The 21,958-nt window shown below is 48.9% G+C and carries 16 protein-coding genes and 2 rRNA genes; 11 read left to right on the forward strand and 7 right to left on the reverse strand.

Annotated elements, in window-relative coordinates; translation table 11 throughout:
- Positions 1-16: 16 nt before the first annotated feature.
- The 4 genes from BLT51_RS06360 to BLT51_RS06375 all read left to right on the forward strand — a co-directional run bounded on the left by BLT51_RS06360 (position 17) and on the right by BLT51_RS06375 (position 3,292).
- Positions 17-799: an SDR family NAD(P)-dependent oxidoreductase gene (locus tag BLT51_RS06360; protein ID WP_091281225.1), complete on the forward strand. Its 783-nt coding sequence runs from the start codon at positions 17-19 to the stop codon at positions 797-799.
- A 92-nt stretch (positions 800-891) separates the two neighbouring features.
- A complete protein-coding gene (locus BLT51_RS06365) occupies positions 892-2,037 on the forward strand; it encodes an aspartate aminotransferase family protein (protein WP_091281227.1) in 1,146 nt (381 codons plus the stop codon).
- Positions 2,034-2,543: an arginine repressor gene (gene argR, locus BLT51_RS06370; protein ID WP_091281230.1), complete on the forward strand. Its 510-nt coding sequence runs from the start codon at positions 2,034-2,036 to the stop codon at positions 2,541-2,543. The genes BLT51_RS06365 and argR overlap by 4 nt, the downstream gene beginning before the upstream one ends.
- Entirely contained in the window at positions 2,543-3,292 is a 750-nt protein-coding gene (locus BLT51_RS06375; RefSeq protein ID WP_091281232.1) for an NADPH-dependent oxidoreductase, read from the forward strand. Before argR ends, BLT51_RS06375 begins: the two co-directional genes overlap by 1 nt.
- Positions 3,293-3,302: 10 nt before the next feature.
- Here BLT51_RS06375 and BLT51_RS06380 read toward each other — a convergent pair whose 3' ends face one another.
- Positions 3,303-4,661, reverse strand: a complete 1,359-nt coding sequence (locus tag BLT51_RS06380; protein ID WP_231943918.1) for a YkvI family membrane protein — start codon at positions 4,659-4,661, stop codon at positions 3,303-3,305.
- Positions 4,662-4,890: 229 nt separating this feature from the next.
- Here BLT51_RS06380 and tyrS point away from each other — a divergent pair, with 229 nt between their 5' ends.
- Entirely contained in the window at positions 4,891-6,150 is a 1,260-nt protein-coding gene (gene tyrS / locus BLT51_RS06385; RefSeq protein ID WP_091281234.1) for a tyrosine--tRNA ligase, read from the forward strand.
- A 159-nt stretch (positions 6,151-6,309) separates the two neighbouring features.
- Here tyrS and BLT51_RS06390 read toward each other — a convergent pair whose 3' ends face one another.
- A complete protein-coding gene (locus BLT51_RS06390; RefSeq protein WP_091281236.1) occupies positions 6,310-7,671 on the reverse strand; it encodes a DUF5692 family protein in 1,362 nt (453 codons plus the stop codon).
- Between the two features lie 203 nt (positions 7,672-7,874).
- Here BLT51_RS06390 and BLT51_RS06395 point away from each other — a divergent pair, with 203 nt between their 5' ends.
- From BLT51_RS06395 to BLT51_RS06410, 4 genes are all read left to right on the forward strand, one after another.
- Positions 7,875-8,882, forward strand: a complete 1,008-nt coding sequence (locus BLT51_RS06395) for a hypothetical protein (RefSeq protein WP_091282651.1) — start codon at positions 7,875-7,877, stop codon at positions 8,880-8,882.
- 71 nt (positions 8,883-8,953) lie between these two features.
- On the forward strand, positions 8,954-9,985 hold the full coding sequence (locus tag BLT51_RS06400) for a DUF5692 family protein (RefSeq protein ID WP_091281237.1): 1,032 nt from the start codon (positions 8,954-8,956) through the stop codon (positions 9,983-9,985).
- Between the two features lie 1,855 nt (positions 9,986-11,840).
- Entirely contained in the window at positions 11,841-12,020 is a 180-nt protein-coding gene (locus BLT51_RS09320) for a hypothetical protein (RefSeq protein WP_231943919.1), read from the forward strand.
- A gap of 18 nt (positions 12,021-12,038) precedes the next feature.
- Positions 12,039-13,202, forward strand: a complete 1,164-nt coding sequence (locus BLT51_RS06410) for an MFS transporter (protein WP_331712007.1) — start codon at positions 12,039-12,041, stop codon at positions 13,200-13,202.
- A gap of 188 nt (positions 13,203-13,390) precedes the next feature.
- On the opposite strand, the gene BLT51_RS09505 is transcribed toward BLT51_RS06410, so the two are convergent.
- The 5 genes from BLT51_RS09505 to BLT51_RS06430 form a co-directional block, all read right to left on the reverse strand.
- On the reverse strand, positions 13,391-13,735 hold the full coding sequence (locus tag BLT51_RS09505; RefSeq protein ID WP_157672940.1) for a transposase: 345 nt from the start codon (positions 13,733-13,735) through the stop codon (positions 13,391-13,393).
- A gap of 310 nt (positions 13,736-14,045) precedes the next feature.
- The gene (locus tag BLT51_RS06420; protein ID WP_172801333.1) at positions 14,046-14,363 is read right to left on the reverse strand and encodes a hypothetical protein; all 318 of its coding nucleotides are present in this window, start codon (positions 14,361-14,363) and stop codon (positions 14,046-14,048) included.
- A 67-nt stretch (positions 14,364-14,430) separates the two neighbouring features.
- Positions 14,431-14,610: a hypothetical protein gene (locus tag BLT51_RS09130; protein WP_157672942.1), complete on the reverse strand. Its 180-nt coding sequence runs from the start codon at positions 14,608-14,610 to the stop codon at positions 14,431-14,433.
- On the reverse strand, positions 14,607-14,777 hold the full coding sequence (locus BLT51_RS06425; RefSeq protein WP_091281246.1) for a transposase: 171 nt from the start codon (positions 14,775-14,777) through the stop codon (positions 14,607-14,609). The genes BLT51_RS09130 and BLT51_RS06425 overlap by 4 nt, the downstream gene beginning before the upstream one ends.
- 1,235 nt (positions 14,778-16,012) lie before the next feature.
- Complete coding sequence (locus BLT51_RS06430; protein ID WP_091282654.1) at positions 16,013-16,591, reverse strand: TMEM175 family protein; 579 nt, start codon at positions 16,589-16,591, stop codon at positions 16,013-16,015.
- A gap of 486 nt (positions 16,592-17,077) precedes the next feature.
- Between BLT51_RS06430 and BLT51_RS06435 the strand changes: the two genes are divergently transcribed.
- Positions 17,078-18,605 (forward strand): 16S ribosomal RNA (locus BLT51_RS06435).
- 255 nt (positions 18,606-18,860) lie between these two features.
- Positions 18,861-21,954: ribosomal RNA gene (locus BLT51_RS06440) — 23S ribosomal RNA — on the forward strand.
- The 16S and 23S rRNA genes sit together here, the layout of an rRNA operon.
- The last annotated feature ends 4 nt before the right edge of the window (positions 21,955-21,958 follow it).

Consider the following 21,958-nt stretch of genomic DNA (forward strand, 5'->3'; position numbering starts at 1 on the left):
ACGCTAGACTGCTTCTATGGAAGTTGCAACAACTGTTTTAATTACCGGAGCATCACGCGGAATTGGCTCATACATCGCTCGTGGTCTAGCTCGTTCAGGGCGGACCCTATTACTCACTGCTCGGACCCATGAAGCGCTATATGATACTGCGAAAGCATGTAACGCGCGTGGTGCAGATGTTGTTGCTTTGGGAGCTGATCTAGGTGCTCCTAGTGATATAGACCGCGTATTGTCAACAATTCTCAATTATCCAGTGGATTTACTTATCAACAATGCTGGCGTCATGGAAGAGGAAGCTCTGCCGTGGGACACAGATCCACAGGTATGGTGGAATACCTTGGAGGTCAATCTGCGCGCGCCTTATTTGCTTGCGCACGCGTTGATTCCGCCGATGCTCTCTCGTGGTGGCGGACGGATTATCGATTTGTCTTCTGGGGCTGCAGTGCAGGATTCGGCAATGGCGTCGGCGTATTACGTGTCGAAAACAGCATTGCTCAGATTTGCTGGTTCGCTCCACGAGGCGGGTTATTCTCAGGGATTACGGGTTTTCTCGGTTGCCCCTGGCGTAGTGCGGACTGACATGACAGTTAACCGTGCAATGCATGAGGGCCGGACACAATGGAACGATCCACGTGAGGTGGTTGAAATAATCACGGCTATTGCAGACGGGGAACTAGATGGAATATCCGGAACACAGGTGCGTGCTGGAACTGATTCAATAGCTGAGCTAAGGATGCGGAGCAAACTAGGGGCCGGGGCTTCCGAGCGAAAATTGCGCTTAACTCCATGGGAAATTTAGTGACGTTACCCTAAATAACCATATTTTTCTTACGGGCGAGATTCAGCGGTTTGTATAATTATACGGTAAAGCGAATTTAAGCAAGGTGTGTTATGTCTGGACTCTTACCACGTTACGATCAGAGCATGATGGCAGCGTACGGCTTACCGCCGTTAGTTCTTACTCGTGGTGACGGTGTCACTGTGTGGGACTCAGAGGGGCGAAGCTATCTTGACCTTGATTCGGGTGGTGGCGTGACGTCGCTGGGGCACAATCATCCGCAATTGCGAGCTGTGCTGGCTGACCAAGCTGAAAAGATTCTGCATGTGTCTAACGCTTACGCCACCGAACCACAAGTCGCGTTAGCGGAGCGTTTGCAACAGTGTTTGTCTGATGAGGGCTATCTTGGCCCAACTGCGCGTGTTTTCTTTTCGAACTCCGGCTCGGAAGCTATGGAATCTGCGCTGAAGCTAGCGCGGTTACACAAACCTGGCGGACGTATCTTAACGCTCAATCGTTCATATCACGGCCGTACTATGGGGGCCCTATCGCTCGCCGATGAAGCCTACCGGGCTCCGTTTGAGCCATTACTTTCTGGCGTCTACGTCGCTGACGATGCAACTGATTTAGAACAAGCCTTCGACGACGACGTCGCAGCGTGCGTCATTGATGTACATCATGGGCGGTCCATCGAAAGACTTAATGACGCTGAACTGGGTCGTGTCCGTGATTTATGCGATCGCTATGGCGCGTTGCTTATCCTTGATGAATCTTTGTCCGGTGTGGGACGCACTGGACGGTGGTTCGCACATACTCCGCGAGTTGTGGCTGACGTGATTACGCTCGCGCGAGGACTAGGTGGGGGCGTTCCTATCGGCGTTACAATCGGATTCCAAACCGCTGGAAGGTTGGTCCAACGTGGGTTAGAAGCTTCTGCTACTGGCGGAAGCCCGTTGGCGACTGCAGCTGGTTTAGCAGTTTTGAATCTTATTGAGCCGTTAATGCCACAGGTCACACTAACCGGAGCATGGCTTAAGACTAAGCTAACAGAGCAAGGTTATGACGTTCAGGGCGAAGGCCTCATGCTTGCAGTTAATGTGCCGGATGCGGAAAACTGTGAACACTATTTAAGAGCGCAGGGTTTCCTCGTTACTGCAACGAACAGTGAACAAATTCGGCTGCTGCCACCTTTAATCATTACCCGTGACGATCTTGTACCTTTTGTTGAGGCCATGGGAGAAATGAAAGGGAAACTGTGAAGCCATCTATTCCAACTACACGTGCGGCACGTCAAGCGATGATTGTTGCCGTCGTTGAACATTCCGCGATATCGTCGCAAGGAGAGCTACAACAAATTCTTAAAGACAAGGGTATTGCTGTCACACAAGCGACGCTCTCTCGCGACCTTGAAGAGTTGCGCGCTTTCAAGGAACACAACTCAGCTGGGCAGCGAGTGTACCGTATTCCCGGTGTAACCGACCTTGCTGAGTCAGATAATGGTGTGCGTGCACAGCTGAAACGGTGGGCACGCGAATTACTTGTCAGCGCGCAAGAAGCCGAAAACCAGATTGTGTTACGTACTCCTCCGGGCGCAGCTCAGCTTCTGGCTTCGTCATTGGACCGCGCTGTAATCGATGGCGTTCTCGGATGTATCGCGGGAGATGATACGGTTCTCGTGATCACGTCGTCGGTTGACCGTGCCGCTATTTTGAAAAATGAACTCTTGGAATTAGCACATTCACGACCCGGAGTAGAAAACGCCTGATGGATAACACTATTGAGACACAACTTAGCCACCGTTCGATCCGCGAATTCACGGATCGGGAAGTCGCCGCAGATACTTTGGCTACGCTATTCGAGGTCGCTATGCGAACTTCGACCTCTCGTGGATTCCAGCATGCTGGGCTTATCCGTATCCGCGACAGCAAGATTAAAGAGGCCCTGGCTTGCATTGGGAATCAGCCATATATTGCGCGTGCTCCAGAATTGATTGTCGCCGTTGCTGATACACGACGAAGCGTACGTATTTTAGAAGAAAAAGGTGCCGACCCAACACCTGCTAAATCAATGGATGCTTTCCGTGAGGGATTTACCGACGCAGTATTGATGTTGCAAAATATGTCAGTTGCAGCAGAATCCATGGGCCTTGGTGCTACGCTGTTAGGGTCGATTCTCAACAACATTCCGGAGCTGATTAAGACGTTAAAACTTCCGCAGTTTACGTTTCCAGTCTTGGGTATTATGCTCGGTTATCCGGCGCAAGAGCCGCAGCTTAAGCCGCGTATTCCAGCCCGACTTCGAGTAATGGAGGACGTTTATCAAGAGCCCGATTCTTGGATTGATACGTTGACTGGGTACGACAAGCAGATGACCACCTATTACGATACTCGTGACATGAATCAGCGCTCAGATACGTTCACCGATCAAGTCGTCCGGAAACTGCAAACAACGCCAGTCAAAGATGCTTTTTTCGAGTACGTAATTGCTCAAGGATTTGGTTCACGTCTGAAATAGACCAAGGAACTTATAATTCTTGTGGAGACCAAGCGCAATCTTCGTGCTCTGCTTCCAACTCAAGAACTCGTGTCTCGGTAGGGTCAATTTGATCTGTTGGCTTTTCTTCCCACTGTTGAGAAATCGTATCCCATGCCGGTTCGACGTCGGCTTCGTCGTCGTCTTCAATTTCGGCAACGACTTCGGCAGAAACTTCACGATGCTGTTCAAGTGAGTCCACGTTTGATTCTTCTAAAGCGGCGATTAACGCGTTTTGATGCTTGCGTGTAAATACCCGGGTAACATCCCACTTAACCCGTAACAAACGTCGAATTCGAGCACGAAGTTTGTCTTCGTGACGGATGTCTTCGCGTCGAGTGAACCATGCATATACCAAGATGGACATCATAATGATGCCGAAGTATCCAACGATAGGATAGAGCGTCGCAACAAGGGTTTGGAAACCGACGAACGATAGCCCGAACCCCATGATTGCCAATACAGTGATGGCTGGCAAGAAAAGGCTGGGGCGCGATGCTGTTACTCGTTTGGCTAGTGCGTAGTATAGACCGATTGCAGTATTGAAAATCATCCCATAGATAATCACGGCCATTGCGATTCCTGCGACTGGATGAATTTGGTTTACGAGTTCCAGCATGGGCATTGGAGCTTCTTTGACCTTATCTATCTGAGAGAATATCGCCAGTACCGCAATAACTAAAATGACCCCAAAAATACCTCCGCCGAGTAGCCCACCATAGCCAGCGGCACGGGTATTGAGTAGGTTGCCTCCCATCACAAGAGCCATTGAAATGGCAAGGGCCATAGACATGCTGACGTAGCTAAGAGTAGAAATCGTAATCGATGGGACGGCAGGCGTAAGAGTAGTAGCAACTGGCTCTAGAGCATTAATAGATAAAGTCGCGCCGGTGAATGCATGAATTGATGCCATAATGATGAATATCAAGATAAATGGCGTAATTAGGCCAATAACTTGTGTTACTCTATCGACGTCGAGCATCCCGGCACAGATGACTAAACCCACCATAACTAAGGATCCAACCCACGGAGGGAGTCCATATTGTTGTTGAAAGTTAGCGCCAGCTCCCGCAATCATGACGAAGCCCATTGTGAATAGTGTTAAAACTGTGAAAACATCAAGCGCCCTAGAGACTATAGGATGGGACACCTCGTCGAAAACTGCTGAATGCTCTTTTGCTCGAAAATACGAGCCTAATTGCAACACTATGTATCCAGATATGGCGAACAATACTGCGGCAACCAATGCGCTCCATACACCGGGTAGTCCAAATGCAATAAAGAACTGGAGTAGCTCTTGGCCAGAAGCAAATCCGGCCCCGATGATTAATCCGATAAAGGCCATTGCCATAACTATTGTTTGTCTTAACACGCCATTCACTCTTCGCCTTCAATTATCAATTATTCAACAATTTATTTTACCCGTTTGCTGAGGTTCATGGGTGGAGCCGATAGCGATGGGAGCTGTTACACATTCCGTAGCCCACACATTGGGAGTCAGAGTTGGAGAGATGATGTTGCTTAGGGCAAAATAGCCTCATAAGTGTGTATACACCTTAGAACGATCGAAAGGAAAATCCTTGGCTGACATCCTTGATGAACTCCAGTGGCGTGGGCTTATTGCCCAGCATTCGGATATTGATGAGCTTCGCAAAGCTCTGAACGAAGGATCGATTTCGTTCTATTGTGGTTTTGATCCAACTGCAGCTTCGCTTCACCATGGACACCTCGTAGCAGTAAAAATGATGCGTCATTTGCAGATGGCAGGCCATCGGCCGATTGTTTTAGTTGGTGGCGCCACCGGCCTGATTGGCGATCCACGCCCAAAGGGTGAGCGCTCGTTAAATACTCGCGAAACTGTTGCACAATGGACCCAAGCCTTACGAGACCAACTTGAGTCACTCCTCGATTTCGAGGGGCCAAATGCTGCGATTACGGTCAATAATCTTGACTGGACGCAGGGGATGAACACGATTGATTTCTTGCGTGACCTCGGCAAGCATTTCCGGATGGGGACGATGCTCTCGAAAGACATTGTTGCCCGTCGTTTACAGTCTGATGAAGGTATCTCATTTACCGAGTTCTCTTACCAGATTTTGCAAGCAAATGATTATCTCGAACTTTACCGTCGTTACGGATGCACACTCGAACTTGGAGGAAACGACCAGTGGGGTAACATCGTCGGCGGAATGGACCTCATCCGTAAGGTCGAAGGTACCAACGTTCATGTGCTGACTAATCAGCTGATTACAAAGTCTGATGGGACGAAGTTTGGAAAGACTGAAGGGGGAGCGGTCTGGCTCAATCCTCAGATGCTTAGCCCCTACAAGTTCTACCAGTTCTGGCTCAACACGGCAGATGCCGATGTTATCCGCATGTTGAAAGTCTTTACTTTCCTTTCGCGCGAAGAAATCGAAAAATTGGAAGTCGAAGTTGCTGAGCGGCCACATGCCCGTCAAGCACAGCGTGTTTTGGCTGATGAAGTGACAACGTGGGTTCACGGGGCGGAGGCTACTGCTCGTGTCAAGGACGCTTCTTCGGTCCTATTCGGAAAGAAGGACCCACAAGAGGTGGATGCGGATACGTTACGCGATGCAGTCGCTGAGCTTCCGTCAGTCGAGGCGTCTCTGGGAACGAGTGTACAAGACGTTTTAGTGAGCCTTGGCTTTGAGAAGGGTCGCGGGGCCGCCCGTCGAACTATCGCTTCAGGTGGCGTAGCTATCAACAATGTCAAAATTACTGATGAAGAGCGCGCTCTTGAAGCAAGCGATGTCCTTGGAAGCAGCCTGATTCTGGTTCGTAAGGGACGGAAGAATATGGCAGTGATTCGCCTTATCTGACACACTCTAAGTTAGCTTGGATGGACTAATTTAGGCGTTCTAGCGGTATGTGAGTTACTCGAATGTGAGAGAAGTTGTGGGAGGTACTCCTGTTGAGTACCTCCCACAACTATGTCTGAACTATAGACAACTAGGACGAGTGCACGAATGCCACAGCAACTATCGCCGTCGTGTTTGCAGATTTACATCCCATTGTGGATCGCTCTTAACACCTTTAGCATCGAGCAGTGGATCGACTGCCACCGGAGTTCGCAGCTTTGGATAACGTTTATCGTTCTTACCCCACCACGGTAAATGCGTGATAAACCCAGTTGTTGCAGGTGGCAGTAATGAATCAGGTTCAAATCCGAGCTCTTGCGGGGTCTCCTTGATAAGGTCGCACATCCAGTATTTATCTTCTTCGCTACAGTGCTCTTTGACGATTGTGCGGTAAGCACCAAAGTCTTGGAATAGGCCTGTTGTGTATGGCTGACGGCGTTTGACGATAACAACGTATACGCAGTAAACAAAGAGCGCGATATTAGCGATAAGGGCAAGTAATGAGCAGACAATATTTGCTGTTGGATTCATGGTAGCGAAGTTGTTTTGCGCCGGAGAAATGAGTAACTCCGGAATAACGTTATTCATTGCGATCCAGAACATGAGTGTATAGCACCTAAACCACAGCCATTGCCCTTTCGCCCACAAAAATGCTGGGACAGTTGCTGCCAGAAGGAGAGCGAATGTGCAATACCAGGTGTAATCGGCGAGCGCATTGTAGAGAAATGCGTGATTCCACAGATCGTAGGCGATAACCCATGGCCAAATCATATCTGCCCAAATCAGCCCTTTGACTTTTTGCTCTTTACGCGTAGAGACAGTTATTTTTGCCCAACCTGTCATCGTTATGATGTTGAGTAAGCCTGCAGCTGCCGAAGCGAGGTTCCACCAGCCTCCGATAGTGCGGAATCCGGTTTCTGGATCGATTCCAACGTTTGTATCGGCAAAGTTCTGTGCTACTTCCTGATACCATTCATCAGAATGTAGCGCAGCTGTGGTGTTGCGGGTTTCTGGTAAGCCTTCGATCATATCTAGGGCATGGGAATCGTTGACTTCCTTGAGACATTGCCAGTCAGCGGCGCAAGAATTATAGGATTCGGTATTAAAGTAGATCGCCACATCGCGAATATTAGCTTCCATAATGTTAGTTGCTACGCCTAGCCATGAAACGAAACCGATAAGCATAATATTGCGATGGAATTTATGCGGATTGTTGCGTCCGAGCCATACGAGATAGCCATTGAGGATAGAAACACTGACCATGATCATATATTTGCCCACTGGGAACCAGCCAACAAGTGGGACGGCATGGTAAGCGACGTATGGAATCAGTAGTACACCTCCAACCATCCACATAGCAAAACATGTCCATAGCCATCGTCGGTTAATCTCGGCTACTGCAACTTGTGCAATAAATACGACGATGAGCATTATCCATAACCGGGGAGTGCCTAGTTCCCACAGACCAAGGAATGTCGTCATTGAGCATTCTCCTCAGAGTGATTGTGCCTTTAGTAAAATAGCATAGACCTCAATCTCCTCCTGAGAGTGGGATTTAAGTCACATTGTAATGGGTTTTGATACAATATAGTTAAGTTATCGTGGCACAAAGAAGTGTCCAACCGAAACTGACAAAGGCGTGAGTAATGAAAAAGAGTTCTCCACTGAAATTTTGTAAGAAAGCTATGAAGGTTGGAGGAGTGCTAGGCGTTGGTACGTTCGGTTTTCTCTATGCCTACAGCCAGATGCACGGCAAGGCAACACAAGAAGAACAAGAATTTCGTTATCCTGCAGACGACTTAATCGATGCGAACTACGATAACGGCTATTCGTCAACGTATGCAATCGACATCGATGCCCCGGCATACGCGGTATATCGCTACCTTAAGCAACTCGGGTGTAACCGAACTGGTTCCTTCTCCTCGGAATTCCTTGAGCGCACCTTTGCCCGCCTACCTTTCTTTAACTCTTATGAGATCCAGGAAGAATTCCAAGTTGAGGATGCGATTGCGCCTGGTGATGTCGCAGCCTTCGATTATCACGGTATGACGATGGAGTGGACTGATATTGTACCAGGTAAATATTTGGTGTCATGGACTGATACCAAAATGCCGCCGGTTGCGCCTGGATCGTATGCGTTCCGCTTCCCAGGAATGAAACATTTCGCTGCAGCATGGTGCTTCTATCTTGTCCCGCTCAAAGGTGAGCGATGTCGCTTAATCAATCATTGGCGCATTGGGTATGAAGACGACAATTTGTTTAACAAAATTGTTAACTGGCTCAATATCGAACTTGTTGGCGGATGTATGACGAACATGCAAAACGCTTACCTCAAACGTGTTGCAGAGTTCCGGAAGAAGCCCCAGCTCAGTGGTCGGATTATGCGTGGTCTTCTTGGTGGTCGGTTCTTCGGTTCGCAAACTCCGGCTGGTCGGTGGGATGGAACACCATTGTTCGAAGAAACAGAGACTCAGTGGATGCGGTTTGGCCGTCGTAACCCGGCAGTTGCTGAGATCAGACCTCCGGTGACCGATAATCCACACTGGCCACCGTCGGGCCCGGGAACACCGTGGGATGGTCGCCTAGACGAAGACTACTACGTCGACTGGGAAGAGCCCGAGTTCTCATGGGATGAGCAGATTCGTCAGAAGAACGAGAAAACATATCTGCATGGATGGGGAAAGAAGCATTGAGCACAATGACGGTAGGTGGTTAACCGCCACCTACCGTCATCTGTTCAATACTAGAGAAAGGATTCGTTTCTATGTCTAGTTTATTTACGATTGTGCCTCCGGATTACCCGACCCTATTTTTCTTCGAAGTTGGCGAGTGGTACGACTATCTTGCGCTTATTGTGACAACGGTTGCACTGGCAGTAGGAGCCTGGCTGATTATCCGTTATAAGTGGGCAATTGTGTTGTTCTTTATTATTTTGCCAATTACACTTGGAATCTTCTGGTGGCCATATTCAACCGCAGGGACGACGACGGCGGGCTGGTTCCCCGTCGTTAAGCATTATTCGGCCTTACTGGGTTCGCTTTCACTTGTCGGAATTCAACTTGTGCCACGTCTGCGTAATAACCGTTGGTATCTTTTATTCCCGCCAATTTTGCTTGCCGGAAATATTTTAGAGGCCGTTGTACGCGACATCCAAGGATATTGGGTTCAAGGAATTGACCCCTATCAAGGTGGAATGGTCAACTGGGGCGGATCGTGGAATATTATGAACGCGATCGCAGGTGTTCTCAACCTGCTAGCAATTTCCGGCTGGCTCGGAATCTTTGTATCGAAGAACCGTGATAGGACGGTCATTTGGGGTGACCTCACAATTTGGTGGATCATCGGTTACGATCTATGGAATTTTGCGTTCGTTTACAACTGTATCTCTGACCATGCATGGTATTCAGCTGTCGCACTATTGGCTTCATGTACCGTACCAGCATTTATGAAGATGGGACGCGGGGCATGGATTCAATATCGTTCATACACATTGACTTTGTGGACCGGGTTCGTTCTTACCGTTCCGACGTTCACCAATGCCTCTATATTTGAACATCAGTCTTCCCACAACGGAACTGCACTGTTCCTTGTGTCGTTAGCTGCACTCGTATGCAATGCAGGTGTTTTCCTCTATCATATTTATTTCTGTGTCTCTCGTCGTCGTAATCCGGCACGCCAAGAGGTCTATTTTGACACTGCAGAGTACCAGAAACTGATAGCAACCCATGCCACTGTAGAAACTCAAGCCCAGATCCAGGACCGGGTTTTTAGAACAACGGGCAAACGTCAACTCTAAAGCTGATGTTGAATTAGTTAGGCACAATTGTTACGGGGGTGAAAAGTGTTCGCCCCCGTAACAATTGCGCGCGAAACGCGGCCAGTTGTTATACCAGGGCGAATCGCCTAGTATAAGTTATTTTACTCTAAGTTAAAAGTTAAGGCTCCCAACTGCAGCACCGTTCGTACGTAGCGTAGCGATGATGGAATAAATCTGATCGGTACCAAAATGCTACGTCTACTGGATTTCCCCGGCAGGGGGTTCAGATCGTGCTTGTGTATGAAAGATCAACGAAAAGCTGCTGACCATGTGAAAAATTTCGCGGGAGTTAAAAGTTTACTTAACTCGATTGAGCGCTCATCATTGGGCAAGTATGACCTCCACCCGCAAGGTCTTAAGGGCTTAAAAACCAGGGAAAACGACTGATCTTTTGATACTGAACTACGTTCCAGATGGAGGCCGCTGACAATTTGCTTGTGTGCTGGTTTCTATCACGGCGATTCCGCTGGGTATAAAATCATAGTCTGACTCCCAGATAGGCGATCGACAGCCTCCGATAGACTGGCAAGAGTTTTCCGACTGAATTTGAATCGGTATGTCAATGGGTGCAGAGTAACGATGCTCTCAGGATGAAAACAACGCGGTGAATACACCAGTTCTTATCGTGTTTTTGCACCTAGTGGAATACTTCTTGGTGGGGTGATGGCGGTTGTATTCTCCGGAGCTGCGCTATGAGCCGAAATATCGCCCTTGCTTTCTGAAGATTTGGTTATTTCGTGATGGAAGAAAAGGACCTGTCCGAACCCAAGGCTAGTTCGCAACTTTATCCAGATGAGTTTTTAACCGTTGCCGATTTTGACGAACATCGCGCTGAGCCGTGTATATCACCGGTAACGCTAAGGATCTGTGTACACTACCGTCGGCAATGACAAGCGTGTTTTGCAAAGCCTAAATCGGTTGGGGCATCCGTTGACTGGAATGAGCTGAACAATATCGGTCCTCTTCACGAATCTTAATCAAGAGGCAGGAAGATTAAATTAATGATGAATATCAGGTTCGCTCGGGTTTTGAAACATGTCAAAGCGGTGTTGATAGTATCTCCAACACAGAAAATCGGCACGTTTGACTTTATCTTTCGAACGTGAAACTTTAACTGTTGATCTGCGGCTTTAATACTGCTGCAGTTTCTTTATAGGTTGATACTTGACCTCGGGAGCGTATCTCTCTACTTAAGTTTTGACCACCGGAGTGTTCAAAACTTCGGATAAGGAGAATACGATTGAGGCGAGGAGAATTATGCGTGGTTACTTGACTCAAGAGGGGAAAACGTAAACAGAAATCTCGCTCCAAATTGCTATTTAATGACATGATGCGGGCGGGAAGGGCGTGGCCGTCTACCGAATTCAAAAAGCTACTTTCATTAAATGAAATCATTTACAGTTGATTCGATTTCACACACTGAACACTGAGAGATCGCTTCGTAGCCTATGGCTTCTCTAAACAACAATGAAGCGATCAGAGTTGATCGAGGGGCTGTCGAACTAATTGTCTGTGCCAGCGTTGCGAACAGGTGAAACCAGCGTGAGTGGGGCTCCTCTTGAGTAGCCAAAACGGAAATAGTATGACACGTGGCACAATTTAATTTTTACGGCGCTTGTAGAAAGCGTGTTAAAGCCGATAACCGTCTTCGCAGTGAAAAGTTCAAATCGGACCCCGAGGGACTTAAGTCTCCCAAATATTTCGTCCTGTAGATCACCGGATGTCGAAGTGTAGTTTCAAAGTGTCGACGCTATCGCGCGTCAGATAACGCGGTCTCGCATCAAGTGGTGTATCGATCGCCATTCTATGTAAGTTAAGATTATAGGAGGGAAGTATGCTGTCCTGGCTAGCTACTCCGCCTGCGGCGCCACGGCTGCTTCGGGAAGAGATTGCCCGGAAATATCCACGCTATCGTTTTCAAGTGTTCATGGGAATTTTTCTTGGATATGCAGGTTCTTATCTGATTCGGAATAATATTTCCACAATCGCTCCGCTCTTACTCGATGAAGGTTGATAGATCGATAAGCCGGCTATCGGAATCATTGCGAATGCTGTGCTCATTAGTTACGGATTATCAAAGTTTTTTAGCGCCATGGTTTCTGATCGGTCTAATGCTCGTTATTTCTTGCCTTTAGGCCTATCGCTTTCGGCGGTCATGAACTTAGTAGTAGCAACAGTGCCGTGGGTATCGGCAAGTGTTGGCGTGTTTGCCACCGTTATGTTCATCAACGGCTGGTTCCAAGGGATGGGCTATCCGCCTTGTGGTCGAGTTGTTGTCCAGTGGTTTAGTGCGAATGAACGGGGTTGGAAGGGATCGTTATGGAACACCTCGCATAATCTAGGGGCAGGTGCACTTCCGTTCCTCGTCGCCTTAGGGCTCTATTTAACGGAAAACAATTGGCGTGCAGCGTTCTGGGTGCCTGCAGTTGTTGCATTAGTTGTTGCTATTATTGCATTTGTGTTGATTCGTGACAATCCTACAGCGGTCGGACTTCCGCCCATCGATGAATATCGGAACGACCCGCCGAAGGTGACAGTCGACTCGCGCTCCGGACAAGCTGTGTCAACCAAAGCCCTTGTGTTTAAGCATATTTTGACGAATAAAATTATCCTTTTGCTTGCTATAGGAAATGTTTTCGTCTATGCATTGCGTTACGGGGTGCTGAATTGGGTGACAACCTACCTATCGGAAGTTCATAATATGTCAATTACGAGTGGACTGATTAGTTTTGGTGCATTCGAGATTGCTGGATTCATTGGAACTATTCTCTGTGGCTGGACGTCTGATAAAATCTTTAACGGCAATCGTAGTGCCTCGATTATACTTTTCACTATTGGAGCCGGACTTTCTATTGCGAGATATTGGCTCATGCCGGTCGGTACACCGTTCGCAATAATGGTGACCTTGGTTGCGCTGATCGGTGGTTTCATCTATGGTCCAGTCGGACTAATTGGACTGCAGGCGCTTGATCTTTCTCCTGCAAATATTGCTGGAACTGCTGCCGGATTTACCGGATTATTTGGCTATCTTCTAGGTGCCACACTCGCATCTACAGGTGTAGGTTATCTCATCCATTTTGCTGGATGGAATGTCACGTTTATCGTGTTTCGTGCCTTTGCAATTCTCATTGTCCTCATTTTCCTTATTGTCAAGAGGGATGAAAATGCAATGTTGGAGCGGCGCCGTCAACAATGATATTTCGCGAGTTAGTTGACCGGTATTCAAAATAATCCGGGAAAGCTAAACGCTTCCAGTGCTTCACAATTACTCATGGGGCTGTATCAGTAGTCTTTTAGGAGTGGTCGGGAATTTCTTTGGATGTTCCCGACCACTTTTGTTTACGTTGCGGGTGGCTAGGCGGTGGTATGGGCTGGATGTGTGGGCTAGTTGTTGGTGTTTTCTTTTTCTTGTTCTGCTTTGGTGTTGTGGTGGTGGACTTTTCTGAGGTTGTGTCCTGGGGTGATCCACCGGAATTCTGTGGTGACTTTTCGTTTACCTCGTAGTGTGAACCTTGTGAAGTGATAGTTATGTTTAATGTCGCCAAAAACGGTCTCAACATCGACAGCTCGTTGTTTACGAAGACGTTTACCGCTATTGGTGCGTAGATCTGTGGTGGCTTTGTCTTTGTAGGCTTTCTTGGTGGGATTGACAGCGATGATTTTACAGAATCCGGGTTGTTTTGAGTTTGTGCATCTGATTTGACGGGGCTTTCTTGACACGACAGGCACTGGTATATTCGAGTGCTTGTCGTATATCCAAGGTCGCTTGTTTCATGTTGAGTGCGTTGATATGTCAGTGTCTGGTGGTTAGGGCATTGATATGTGTCGGTGTTGTGATCATAGGGCCAGTTCGCGCTCCGGAATGAGGCATCGCGCCATTTCTTAATTTTTCATTAGCCGGTAGAACTCGGCGTGTTTAACTAATGCCCGTACGTTGTGCTGGTCAAGGTAAGCATAGTTTTGTTCTGAACCGTATCCAGTATTAGCAATAATCGTTGTGGGCAAGGCACCAAGCTGGGATTTCAGGTGCTCGAAATGTTCAATAGCGCAGGGTAGTATCGCTAGGACGTTGATGGATCGTGGCGTCGATAATATATTGCCCGGAGGTACCAACTTCGATGTTGTAGGCAGCTTTGAGCTGACCATTTCCCATGTGGTCATCTTTCATTGGCATGAACGTGGCATCGGTATTTGTTTTTGGATACGATCCGCGCGGGCCAGCGATGCGTTCTTTAGTCTCGTATTCGCTAAGTTTTAGGCCCCATTGTTTTTCCACAAGACGTTTTGTCTTTTTCAGGGCCCGATCTTTTGGGTGAGTAGTCAAATGCTCATTAATACGAGCTACTGCTTGGTCCATCACCACCGAGTCGATCTCAGTTGGTGTTGGTAGAAATCCTCATCAGCGTTAAGCTCATCGATCGCGGCTAGGTGAGCATGGATTTTTCTTGGAGCTTGCTCTTATACCGTGCTATAGATTTCGACCATACGAAGGAGTACTTATTAGCGTTGGCTTCGATCTTTGTTCCGTCAAGGAAATAGGTCGATAAGTCAATATATCCACGTTGAGCTAAAACCATGATTGTTTGGGTGAAAATTTTCTTCAAACACTGGCTCGATACGCGAAGAACGGAAACCGGTTAATCGTGTTATGCGAAATCGGTGCCAGCCCAGTGAGCCACATGGCGTGTAAATCTTGCCTAGTGGCCTTAGCGATGTCTGGGGAAGAGTAGATGCCACTGGCATAGCTGTATAAGACGACCTTGAGCATCATCACCAGGTCTCATATGCAGGCGCTGCGCCTTGCGGGATGCAACCGATCCAGTAAATCACGATCGACGTGATCGACTAGCTGATCAATGACTCGGACAAGACCATCAGGGGCGATCAAGTCACAAACATCTGGGGGTAGCAACAATGATTGATGCTACATCACGGGCTTAAAACGATGGTCCACATTAACCTCCTCCACTACCCTAATTTCACCTTAAAACCCCGAAATATCAACGAAAACAACGGTAGGAAACATGCCCATAAACAACAAAAAGACGAGGGACGAATCCCGGAAAATCCGAAATCCATCCCTCGTCAATCACAAGACTTTTGATACAGCCCCATTTCCGGATACATCTTATTTCGCCAGGTTTAAATATAAGCCACTTCAGTAGAAAGACTTGAATTCGCTTAAGTAGCTAGATCGGTGAAGGCGATGTCTTTGAATCACAGCATGAGATAGCGACTGAAAAACTAGTAGCAACAGTGGCGTTTGCACGATGGCGGTCAAGGCTTTTGCTGTTTCCGCGTCTAATTGTGTTAAGAAGTGTGTAGGAAGTCTAGGACAGGTGAAGTTGTAAAGGATTGATGATAGTCGCTATAGACCTGGGTCTTGCTGGCAGTTAAAGTTTGGTAAGTTATCGGGGCTATGACTGTTAACAACCAAAATCCTCAAAAAGATATATCAACAATTTGGCTAGGCTGACTGTTTGATGAACGCTTCTTCGGAGGCGACTGTAAAACAATACATGTGCCCGGGTCGCATAGTTAGAGTTCGTAGATAAAGTTGACCAATTTTGTGTATGCCTCAAAGTTAAAGGATGATTGAGCTGCAATGGTCTGCCTCGAAAACTAGTTAAGATGCCGGAATTCGTACATCAAATAGACCGTCGTTACGGACGTAGCCCGTCGTCGTCTTTACAGTGGATTTGGTTCGGTCCGCTATAGTCTCGGTTAAAGTAAATGTGCAACTGTGTCAATTGATTGATGTTGTTGTTACTGAGCGATTTGGGAAATCGAGTTCGTCTGCAGCGTCTTTGAACACAATTATCGAAATGTTGCGCTAGAAATTTTCGCTAACTTCCTGACGTTGATCCCACAGGGCTCATGTGGAAACAACATAGAAAATCATGGAAAGAACGAATTCGAGTGTACCGTCGGACCATCACGCAAGACTCTAATCGACGATGGCCCATATGGGACGACGTCTAGGAGCTCTCTTATCCAATTTGATTCTTAGCTTTCTCCGAAAAGTCTTTCAAGGCGTGTATCTGGGATGAGCCAGATGAGAGCAATAGCGGCATAGATGATATAAGACACGGCAGGTATGAAAACTGCGGTGGTTGTAGCAATCAAATAGGCAATAATTGAAATTCTCCCTTTTAGATCACGATCCCATTCCAGCGATCCTGAATCGTCATGACTCAAACGTCGAACGATGTCGCGTTGGAGGAAATGGTACGTCACCGAGCACATGAATAGAATGACGCCATAGAACATGGCCGGCATGGGCGCAAAAGGATGAGTTCCTACCCATTCTGTGACCACCGGGATGAGTGTTATCCAAAAAAGCCAGTGTAAATTCTTTAACAAAGTGGATCCAGAAATAGTTTTTGAAACACCAGCTAAGTGGTGATGGTTGGCCCAGTATATTCCGACGTATATGTAGCTGAGAGCATACGCCAGCAATGTGGGAGCGGTTAAATATAAGCTTGATATATCGAGGTCGACTGGTAACTCAAGTTTGAGGACCATGATGGTAATGACGATGGCGAGGACACCATCACTAAAGGCTTCCATTCGTTGACTGGTCACTGGGTCCCCCATCTCTGTCGAAACGTGTTTCCATAATAATAATAGCCGCATTGAAGAGAGATAGGTTAATGCTTTTATATATACGCTTCTAAGGTCAGATCATTGTTTCGAGCTATGTGATAGGGGTTACGTTGGTTTGGTTTGACGTGGGGGTGGTTGGTGGGTAAAGTATTTATCTGTTGCGAGGCGCTGGTCTGGTTTTCTGGTCTGGTTGTTTTCGCTGGTTTTCCTTCTTGCTTGATTCATTGTTGTGGTGTGTCTTGTGGGTGTGGGTGTGTTGTTTGATATCTCAATAGTGTGTCAGCTTTTTATTTTGATCATATTTTTTGATGGCAGATGGTGGGCTGGTCTTTTGGGCTGGTTTGTTGTTTGTTGTTGTTTTTATTTTGGATGAGCTAGTTTTGGTTTGTCTGTTTTTAGAGTCTGTTTTTCGGGCTTTTCGAACGTGTATTGATTGGATGCCCTTTTTGTGGGGTGTTTGGTTTTTGTTTGGAGAGTTTGATCCTGGCTCAGGACGAACGCTGGCGGCGTGCTTAACACATGCAAGTCGAACGATGAAGCCCTAGCTTGCTGGGGTGGATTAGTGGCGAACGGGTGAGTAATACGTGAGTAACCTGCCCCCTTCTTCGGGATAAGCCTTGGAAACGGGGTCTAATACTGGATATTCTGCTTCTGCCGCATGGTGGGGGGTTGGAAAGGTTTTTCTGGTGGGGGATGGGCTCACGGCCTATCAGCTTGTTGGTGGGGTGATGGCCTACCAAGGCGTCGACGGGTAGCCGGCCTGAGAGGGTGACCGGCCACATTGGGACTGAGATACGGCCCAGACTCCTACGGGAGGCAGCAGTGGGGAATATTGCACAATGGACGAAAGTCTGATGCAGCGACGCCGCGTGGGGGATGAAGGCTTTCGGGTTGTAAACTCCTTTTAGCACTGAACAAGGCGAAAGTTGAGGGTAGGTGTTGAATAAGCGCCGGCTAACTACGTGCCAGCAGCCGCGGTAATACGTAGGGCGCGAGCGTTGTCCGGAATTATTGGGCGTAAAGAGCTCGTAGGCGGTTTGTCGCGTCTGCTGTGAAAGACCGGGGCTTAACTCCGGGGCTGCAGTGGGTACGGGCAGACTAGAGTGCGGTAGGGGTAACTGGAATTCCTGGTGTAGCGGTGGAATGCGCAGATATCAGGAGGAACACCGATGGCGAAGGCAGGTTACTGGGCCGTTACTGACGCTGAGGAGCGAAAGCATGGGGAGCGAACAGGATTAGATACCCTGGTAGTCCATGCCGTAAACGTTGGGCACTAGGTGTGGGGCCTATTTCCATGGGTTCTGTACCGTAGCTAACGCATTAAGTGCCCCGCCTGGGGAGTACGGCCGCAAGGCTAAAACTCAAAGGAATTGACGGGGGCCCGCACAAGCGGCGGAGCATGCGGATTAATTCGATGCAACGCGAAGAACCTTACCAAGGCTTGACATACACTGCGACATGCTAGAGATAGTGTGGCCTTCGGGGTGGTGTACAGGTGGTGCATGGTTGTCGTCAGCTCGTGTCGTGAGATGTTGGGTTAAGTCCCGCAACGAGCGCAACCCTTGTCTTGTGTTGCCAGCACGTTATGGTGGGGACTCACGAGAGACTGCCGGGGTTAACTCGGAGGAAGGTGGGGATGACGTCAAATCATCATGCCCCTTATGTCTTGGGCTTCACGCATGCTACAATGGCTGGTACAGAGGGTTGCGAGCCTGTGAGGGTGAGCGAATCCCTTAAAGCCAGTCTCAGTTCGGATTGGGGTCTGCAACTCGACCCCATGAAGTCGGAGTCGCTAGTAATCGCAGATCAGCAACGCTGCGGTGAATACGTTCCCGGGCCTTGTACACACCGCCCGTCACGTCACGAAAGTTGGTAACACCCGAAGCCCGTGGCCTAACCTTTTTGGGGGGAGCGGTCGAAGGTGGGATTGGCGATTGGGACGAAGTCGTAACAAGGTAGCCGTACCGGAAGGTGCGGCTGGATCACCTCCTTTCTAAGGAGCTGCCTACATGCCCGTGTTTAATGTTTTGTTTTTTGTGGGTGTGGCTGGTGTCCCTGTTTTGGGGTGTTGGTTGTGGTGGTTTTTAGTGGAAAATGGTTGAGATGAGAAGTTGGCATGCTGTTGGGGTGTGGGGTAATACTCCTTGTGCTGCCTGTGATGGGCTGATGACTGTTTGGGTTGTTGGTTTGTTGTGGTGTTGGTGTGGTGGTTGAGAATTGTATAGTGGACGCGAGCATCTTTGGTTTTTTGTAAGTGTTCAAGAGCGTTCGGTGGATGCCTTGGCATACGGAGCCGATGAAGGACGTTGTAGCCTGCGATAAGCCTCGGGGAGTTGGCAAACGAGCTGTGATCCGGGGGTGTCCGAATGGGGAAACCTGGCCAGAGTTGTTTCTGGTTACCAGCATCTGAATGTATAGGGTGTTTGGGGGTAACGCGGGGAAGTGAAACATCTCAGTACCCGCAGGAAAAGATATTCTGTTAGTAGTGGCGAGCGAAAGCGGAAGAGGCTAAACCATGTGCGTGTGATAGCTGTCGGGCGTTGCGTGTGTGGTGTTGTGGGGCCGTGTTTTGACCTTGCCGATGAGGGGTCGAGTAGTGATAAATGCTGGTGTGTAGACGAATCAGTTGGGAAGCTGGACCGTAGACGGTGAGAGTCCGGTAGTTGGAACATGCTAGTCTGCTTTGCATGGTGCCCGAGTAGCACGGGACTCGTGAAATTTCGTGTGAATCTGCACAGACCACTGTGTAAGCCTAAATACTTCGTGTGACCGATAGTGTATGAGTACCGTGAGGGAATGGTGAAAAGTACCCCGGGAGGGGAGTGAAATAGTACCTGAAACCGGACGCTTACAATCCGTCAGAGCCTCCTTGGTAGGGGTGATGGCGTGCCTTTTGAAGAATGAGCCTGCGAGTTAGTGGCATGTAGCGAGGTTAACCCGTGTGGGGTAGCCGTAGCGAAAGCGAGTTTTAAAAAGCGTTGTTAGTTGCATGTTCTAGACCCGAAGCGGGGTGATCTACCCATGGGCAGGTTGAAGCACGTGTAAGAGCGTGTGGAGGACCGAACCCACTTCAGTTGAAAATGGAGGGGATGACCTGTGGGTAGGGGTGAAAGGCCAATCAAACTCCGTGATAGCTGGTTCTCCCCGAAATGCATTTAGGTGCAGCGTCGTGTGTTTCTTACCGGAGGTAGAGCGACTGGATGGCCGATGGCCCTTATCGGGGTACTGACGTCAGCCAAACTCCGAATGCCGGTAAGTAAGAGCACGGCAGTGAGACTGCGGGGGATAAGCTTCGTAGTCGAGAGGGAAACAGCCCAGACCGCCGGTTAAGGCCCCTAAGCGTGTGCTAAGTGGGAAAGGATGTGGAGTTGCTGTGACAACCAGGAGGTTGGCTTAGAAGCAGCCACCCTTGAAAGAGTGCGTAATAGCTCACTGGTCAAGTGATTCTGCGCCGACAATGTAGCGGGGCTAAGTACACCGCCGAAACCGCGGCAATGAAATATTTTTGTTTTGTTGGGTAGGGGAGCGTCGTGCGTGAGGTGAAGCAGCACAGGTGACTGGTTGTGGATTTCGTACGAGTGAGAATGCAGGCATGAGTAGCGAATGACGGGTGAGAATCCCGTCCGCCGAATGACTAAGGGTTCCAGGGCCAGGTTCGTCCGCCCTGGGTTAGTCGGGTCCTAAGGCGAGGCCGACAGGCGTAGTCGATGGGCAACCAGTTGATATTCTGGTACCGGGCAAAGACCGTCAAGTGTTGAAATATGGGATACTAACCATCCAAACCATCATCTTCTTCCTTCGGGTTGGGGTGTGTGGGGAGCGTGGGACCTGATCGTAGAGTAGACAAGCGTGTTAACAGGGGTGACGCAGAGTGGTAGCTCCGCGTGGCTAATGGCTTGCCACGTTTAACAGTGCAGCCCGTTCCCTAGGTAAATCCGGGGGGCGTGAGGGTGAGGCTGGATGATGACCCACTTGTGTGGGGAAGTAGAGTGATCCTGTGCTGTCGAGAAAAGCCTCGACGTTAGGTCTTTGGCCGCCCGTACCCTAAACCGACACAGGTAGTCGAGTAGAGAATACTAAGGCGAGCGAGTGAATCGTGGTTAAGGAACTCGGCAAAATGCCCCCGTAACTTCGGAAGAAGGGGGGCCTGGATCCTGAAGCCTGTACTGGCTAGGGTGAAAGGCCGCAGAAACCAGGGAGAAGCGACTGTTTATCAAAAACACAGGTCCGTGCGAACACGTAAGTGGATGTATACGGACTGACGCCTGCCCGGTGCTGGAAGGTTAAGAGGAACGGTTAAAACACTTTTGTGTGTTTGACGCTGTGAATTTAAGCCCCAGTAAACGGCGGTGGTAACTATAACCATCCTAAGGTAGCGAAATTCCTTGTCGGGTAAGTTCCGACCTGCACGAATGGCGTAACGACTTCTCCACTGTCTCAACCGCGAACTCGGTGAAATTGCATTACGAGTAAAGATGCTCGTTACGCGCAGCAGGACGGAAAGACCCCGGGACCTTTACTATAGCTTGGTATTGGTGTTCGGTACGGCTTGTGTAGGATAGGTGGGAGACTATGAGACAGCCACGCCAGTGGTTGTGGAGTCATTGTTGAAATACCACTCTGGTCGTGCTGGATGTCTAACCTTGGACCATGATCTGGTTCAGGGACAGTGCCTGGTGGGTAGTTTAACTGGGGCGGTTGCCTCCTAAATGGTAACGGAGGCGCTCAAAGGTTCCCTCAGCCTGGTTGGCAATCAGGTGTTGAGTGTAAGTGTACAAGGGAGCTTGACTGTGAGACCGACAGGTCGAGCAGGTACGAAAGTAGGAACTAGTGATCCGGCGGTGGCTTGTGGAAGCGCCGTCGCTCAACGGATAAAAGGTACCCCGGGGATAACAGGCTGATCCTGCCCAAGAGTTCATATCGACGGCATGGTTTGGCACCTCGATGTCGGCTCGTCGCATCCTGGGGCTGGAGTAGGTCCCAAGGGTTGGGCTGTTCGCCCATTAAAGCGGCACGCGAGCTGGGTTCAGAACGTCGTGAGACAGTTCGGTCCCTATCCGCTGCGCGCGTAGGAAACTTGAAAAGGGCTGTCCCTAGTACGAGAGGACCGGGACGGACGAACCTCTGGTGTGCCAGTTGTTCCGCCAGGAGCATGGCTGGTTAGCTACGTTCGGAAAGGATAACCGCTGAAAGCATCTAAGCGGGAAGCCTGCTTTGAGATAAGGTTTCCATAAACATTAATGTTTTGAAGGCCCCCTATAGACCATGGGGTTGATAGGCCAGACGTGGACAACAAGTAATTGTTGGAGCTGACTGGTACTAATGGCCAACCACTTATTTAAAAAC

This window comes from Arcanobacterium phocae (assembly GCF_900105865.1).
Lineage (GTDB): Bacteria > Actinomycetota > Actinomycetes > Actinomycetales > Actinomycetaceae > Arcanobacterium > Arcanobacterium phocae.

Coding starts and splice junctions, on each gene's coding strand:
- BLT51_RS09320 (WP_231943919.1), top strand. CDS start 11,841: ATGCTGTCCTGGCTAGCTACTCCGCCTGCGGCGCCACGGCTGCTTCGG.
- BLT51_RS06360 (WP_091281225.1), top strand. CDS start 17: ATGGAAGTTGCAACAACTGTTTTAATTACCGGAGCATCACGCGGAATT.
- BLT51_RS06400 (WP_091281237.1), top strand. CDS start 8,954: ATGTCTAGTTTATTTACGATTGTGCCTCCGGATTACCCGACCCTATTT.
- BLT51_RS06390 (WP_091281236.1), bottom strand. CDS start 7,671: ATGACGACATTCCTTGGTCTGTGGGAACTAGGCACTCCCCGGTTATGG.
- BLT51_RS06425 (WP_091281246.1), bottom strand. CDS start 14,777: ATGATGCTCAAGGTCGTCTTATACAGCTATGCCAGTGGCATCTACTCT.
- BLT51_RS06420 (WP_172801333.1), bottom strand. CDS start 14,363: ATGGACCAAGCAGTAGCTCGTATTAATGAGCATTTGACTACTCACCCA.
- BLT51_RS06365 (WP_091281227.1), top strand. CDS start 892: ATGTCTGGACTCTTACCACGTTACGATCAGAGCATGATGGCAGCGTAC.
- BLT51_RS06395 (WP_091282651.1), top strand. CDS start 7,875: ATGAAGGTTGGAGGAGTGCTAGGCGTTGGTACGTTCGGTTTTCTCTAT.
- BLT51_RS06375 (WP_091281232.1), top strand. CDS start 2,543: ATGGATAACACTATTGAGACACAACTTAGCCACCGTTCGATCCGCGAA.
- BLT51_RS06380 (WP_231943918.1), bottom strand. CDS start 4,661: ATGGCAATGGCCTTTATCGGATTAATCATCGGGGCCGGATTTGCTTCT.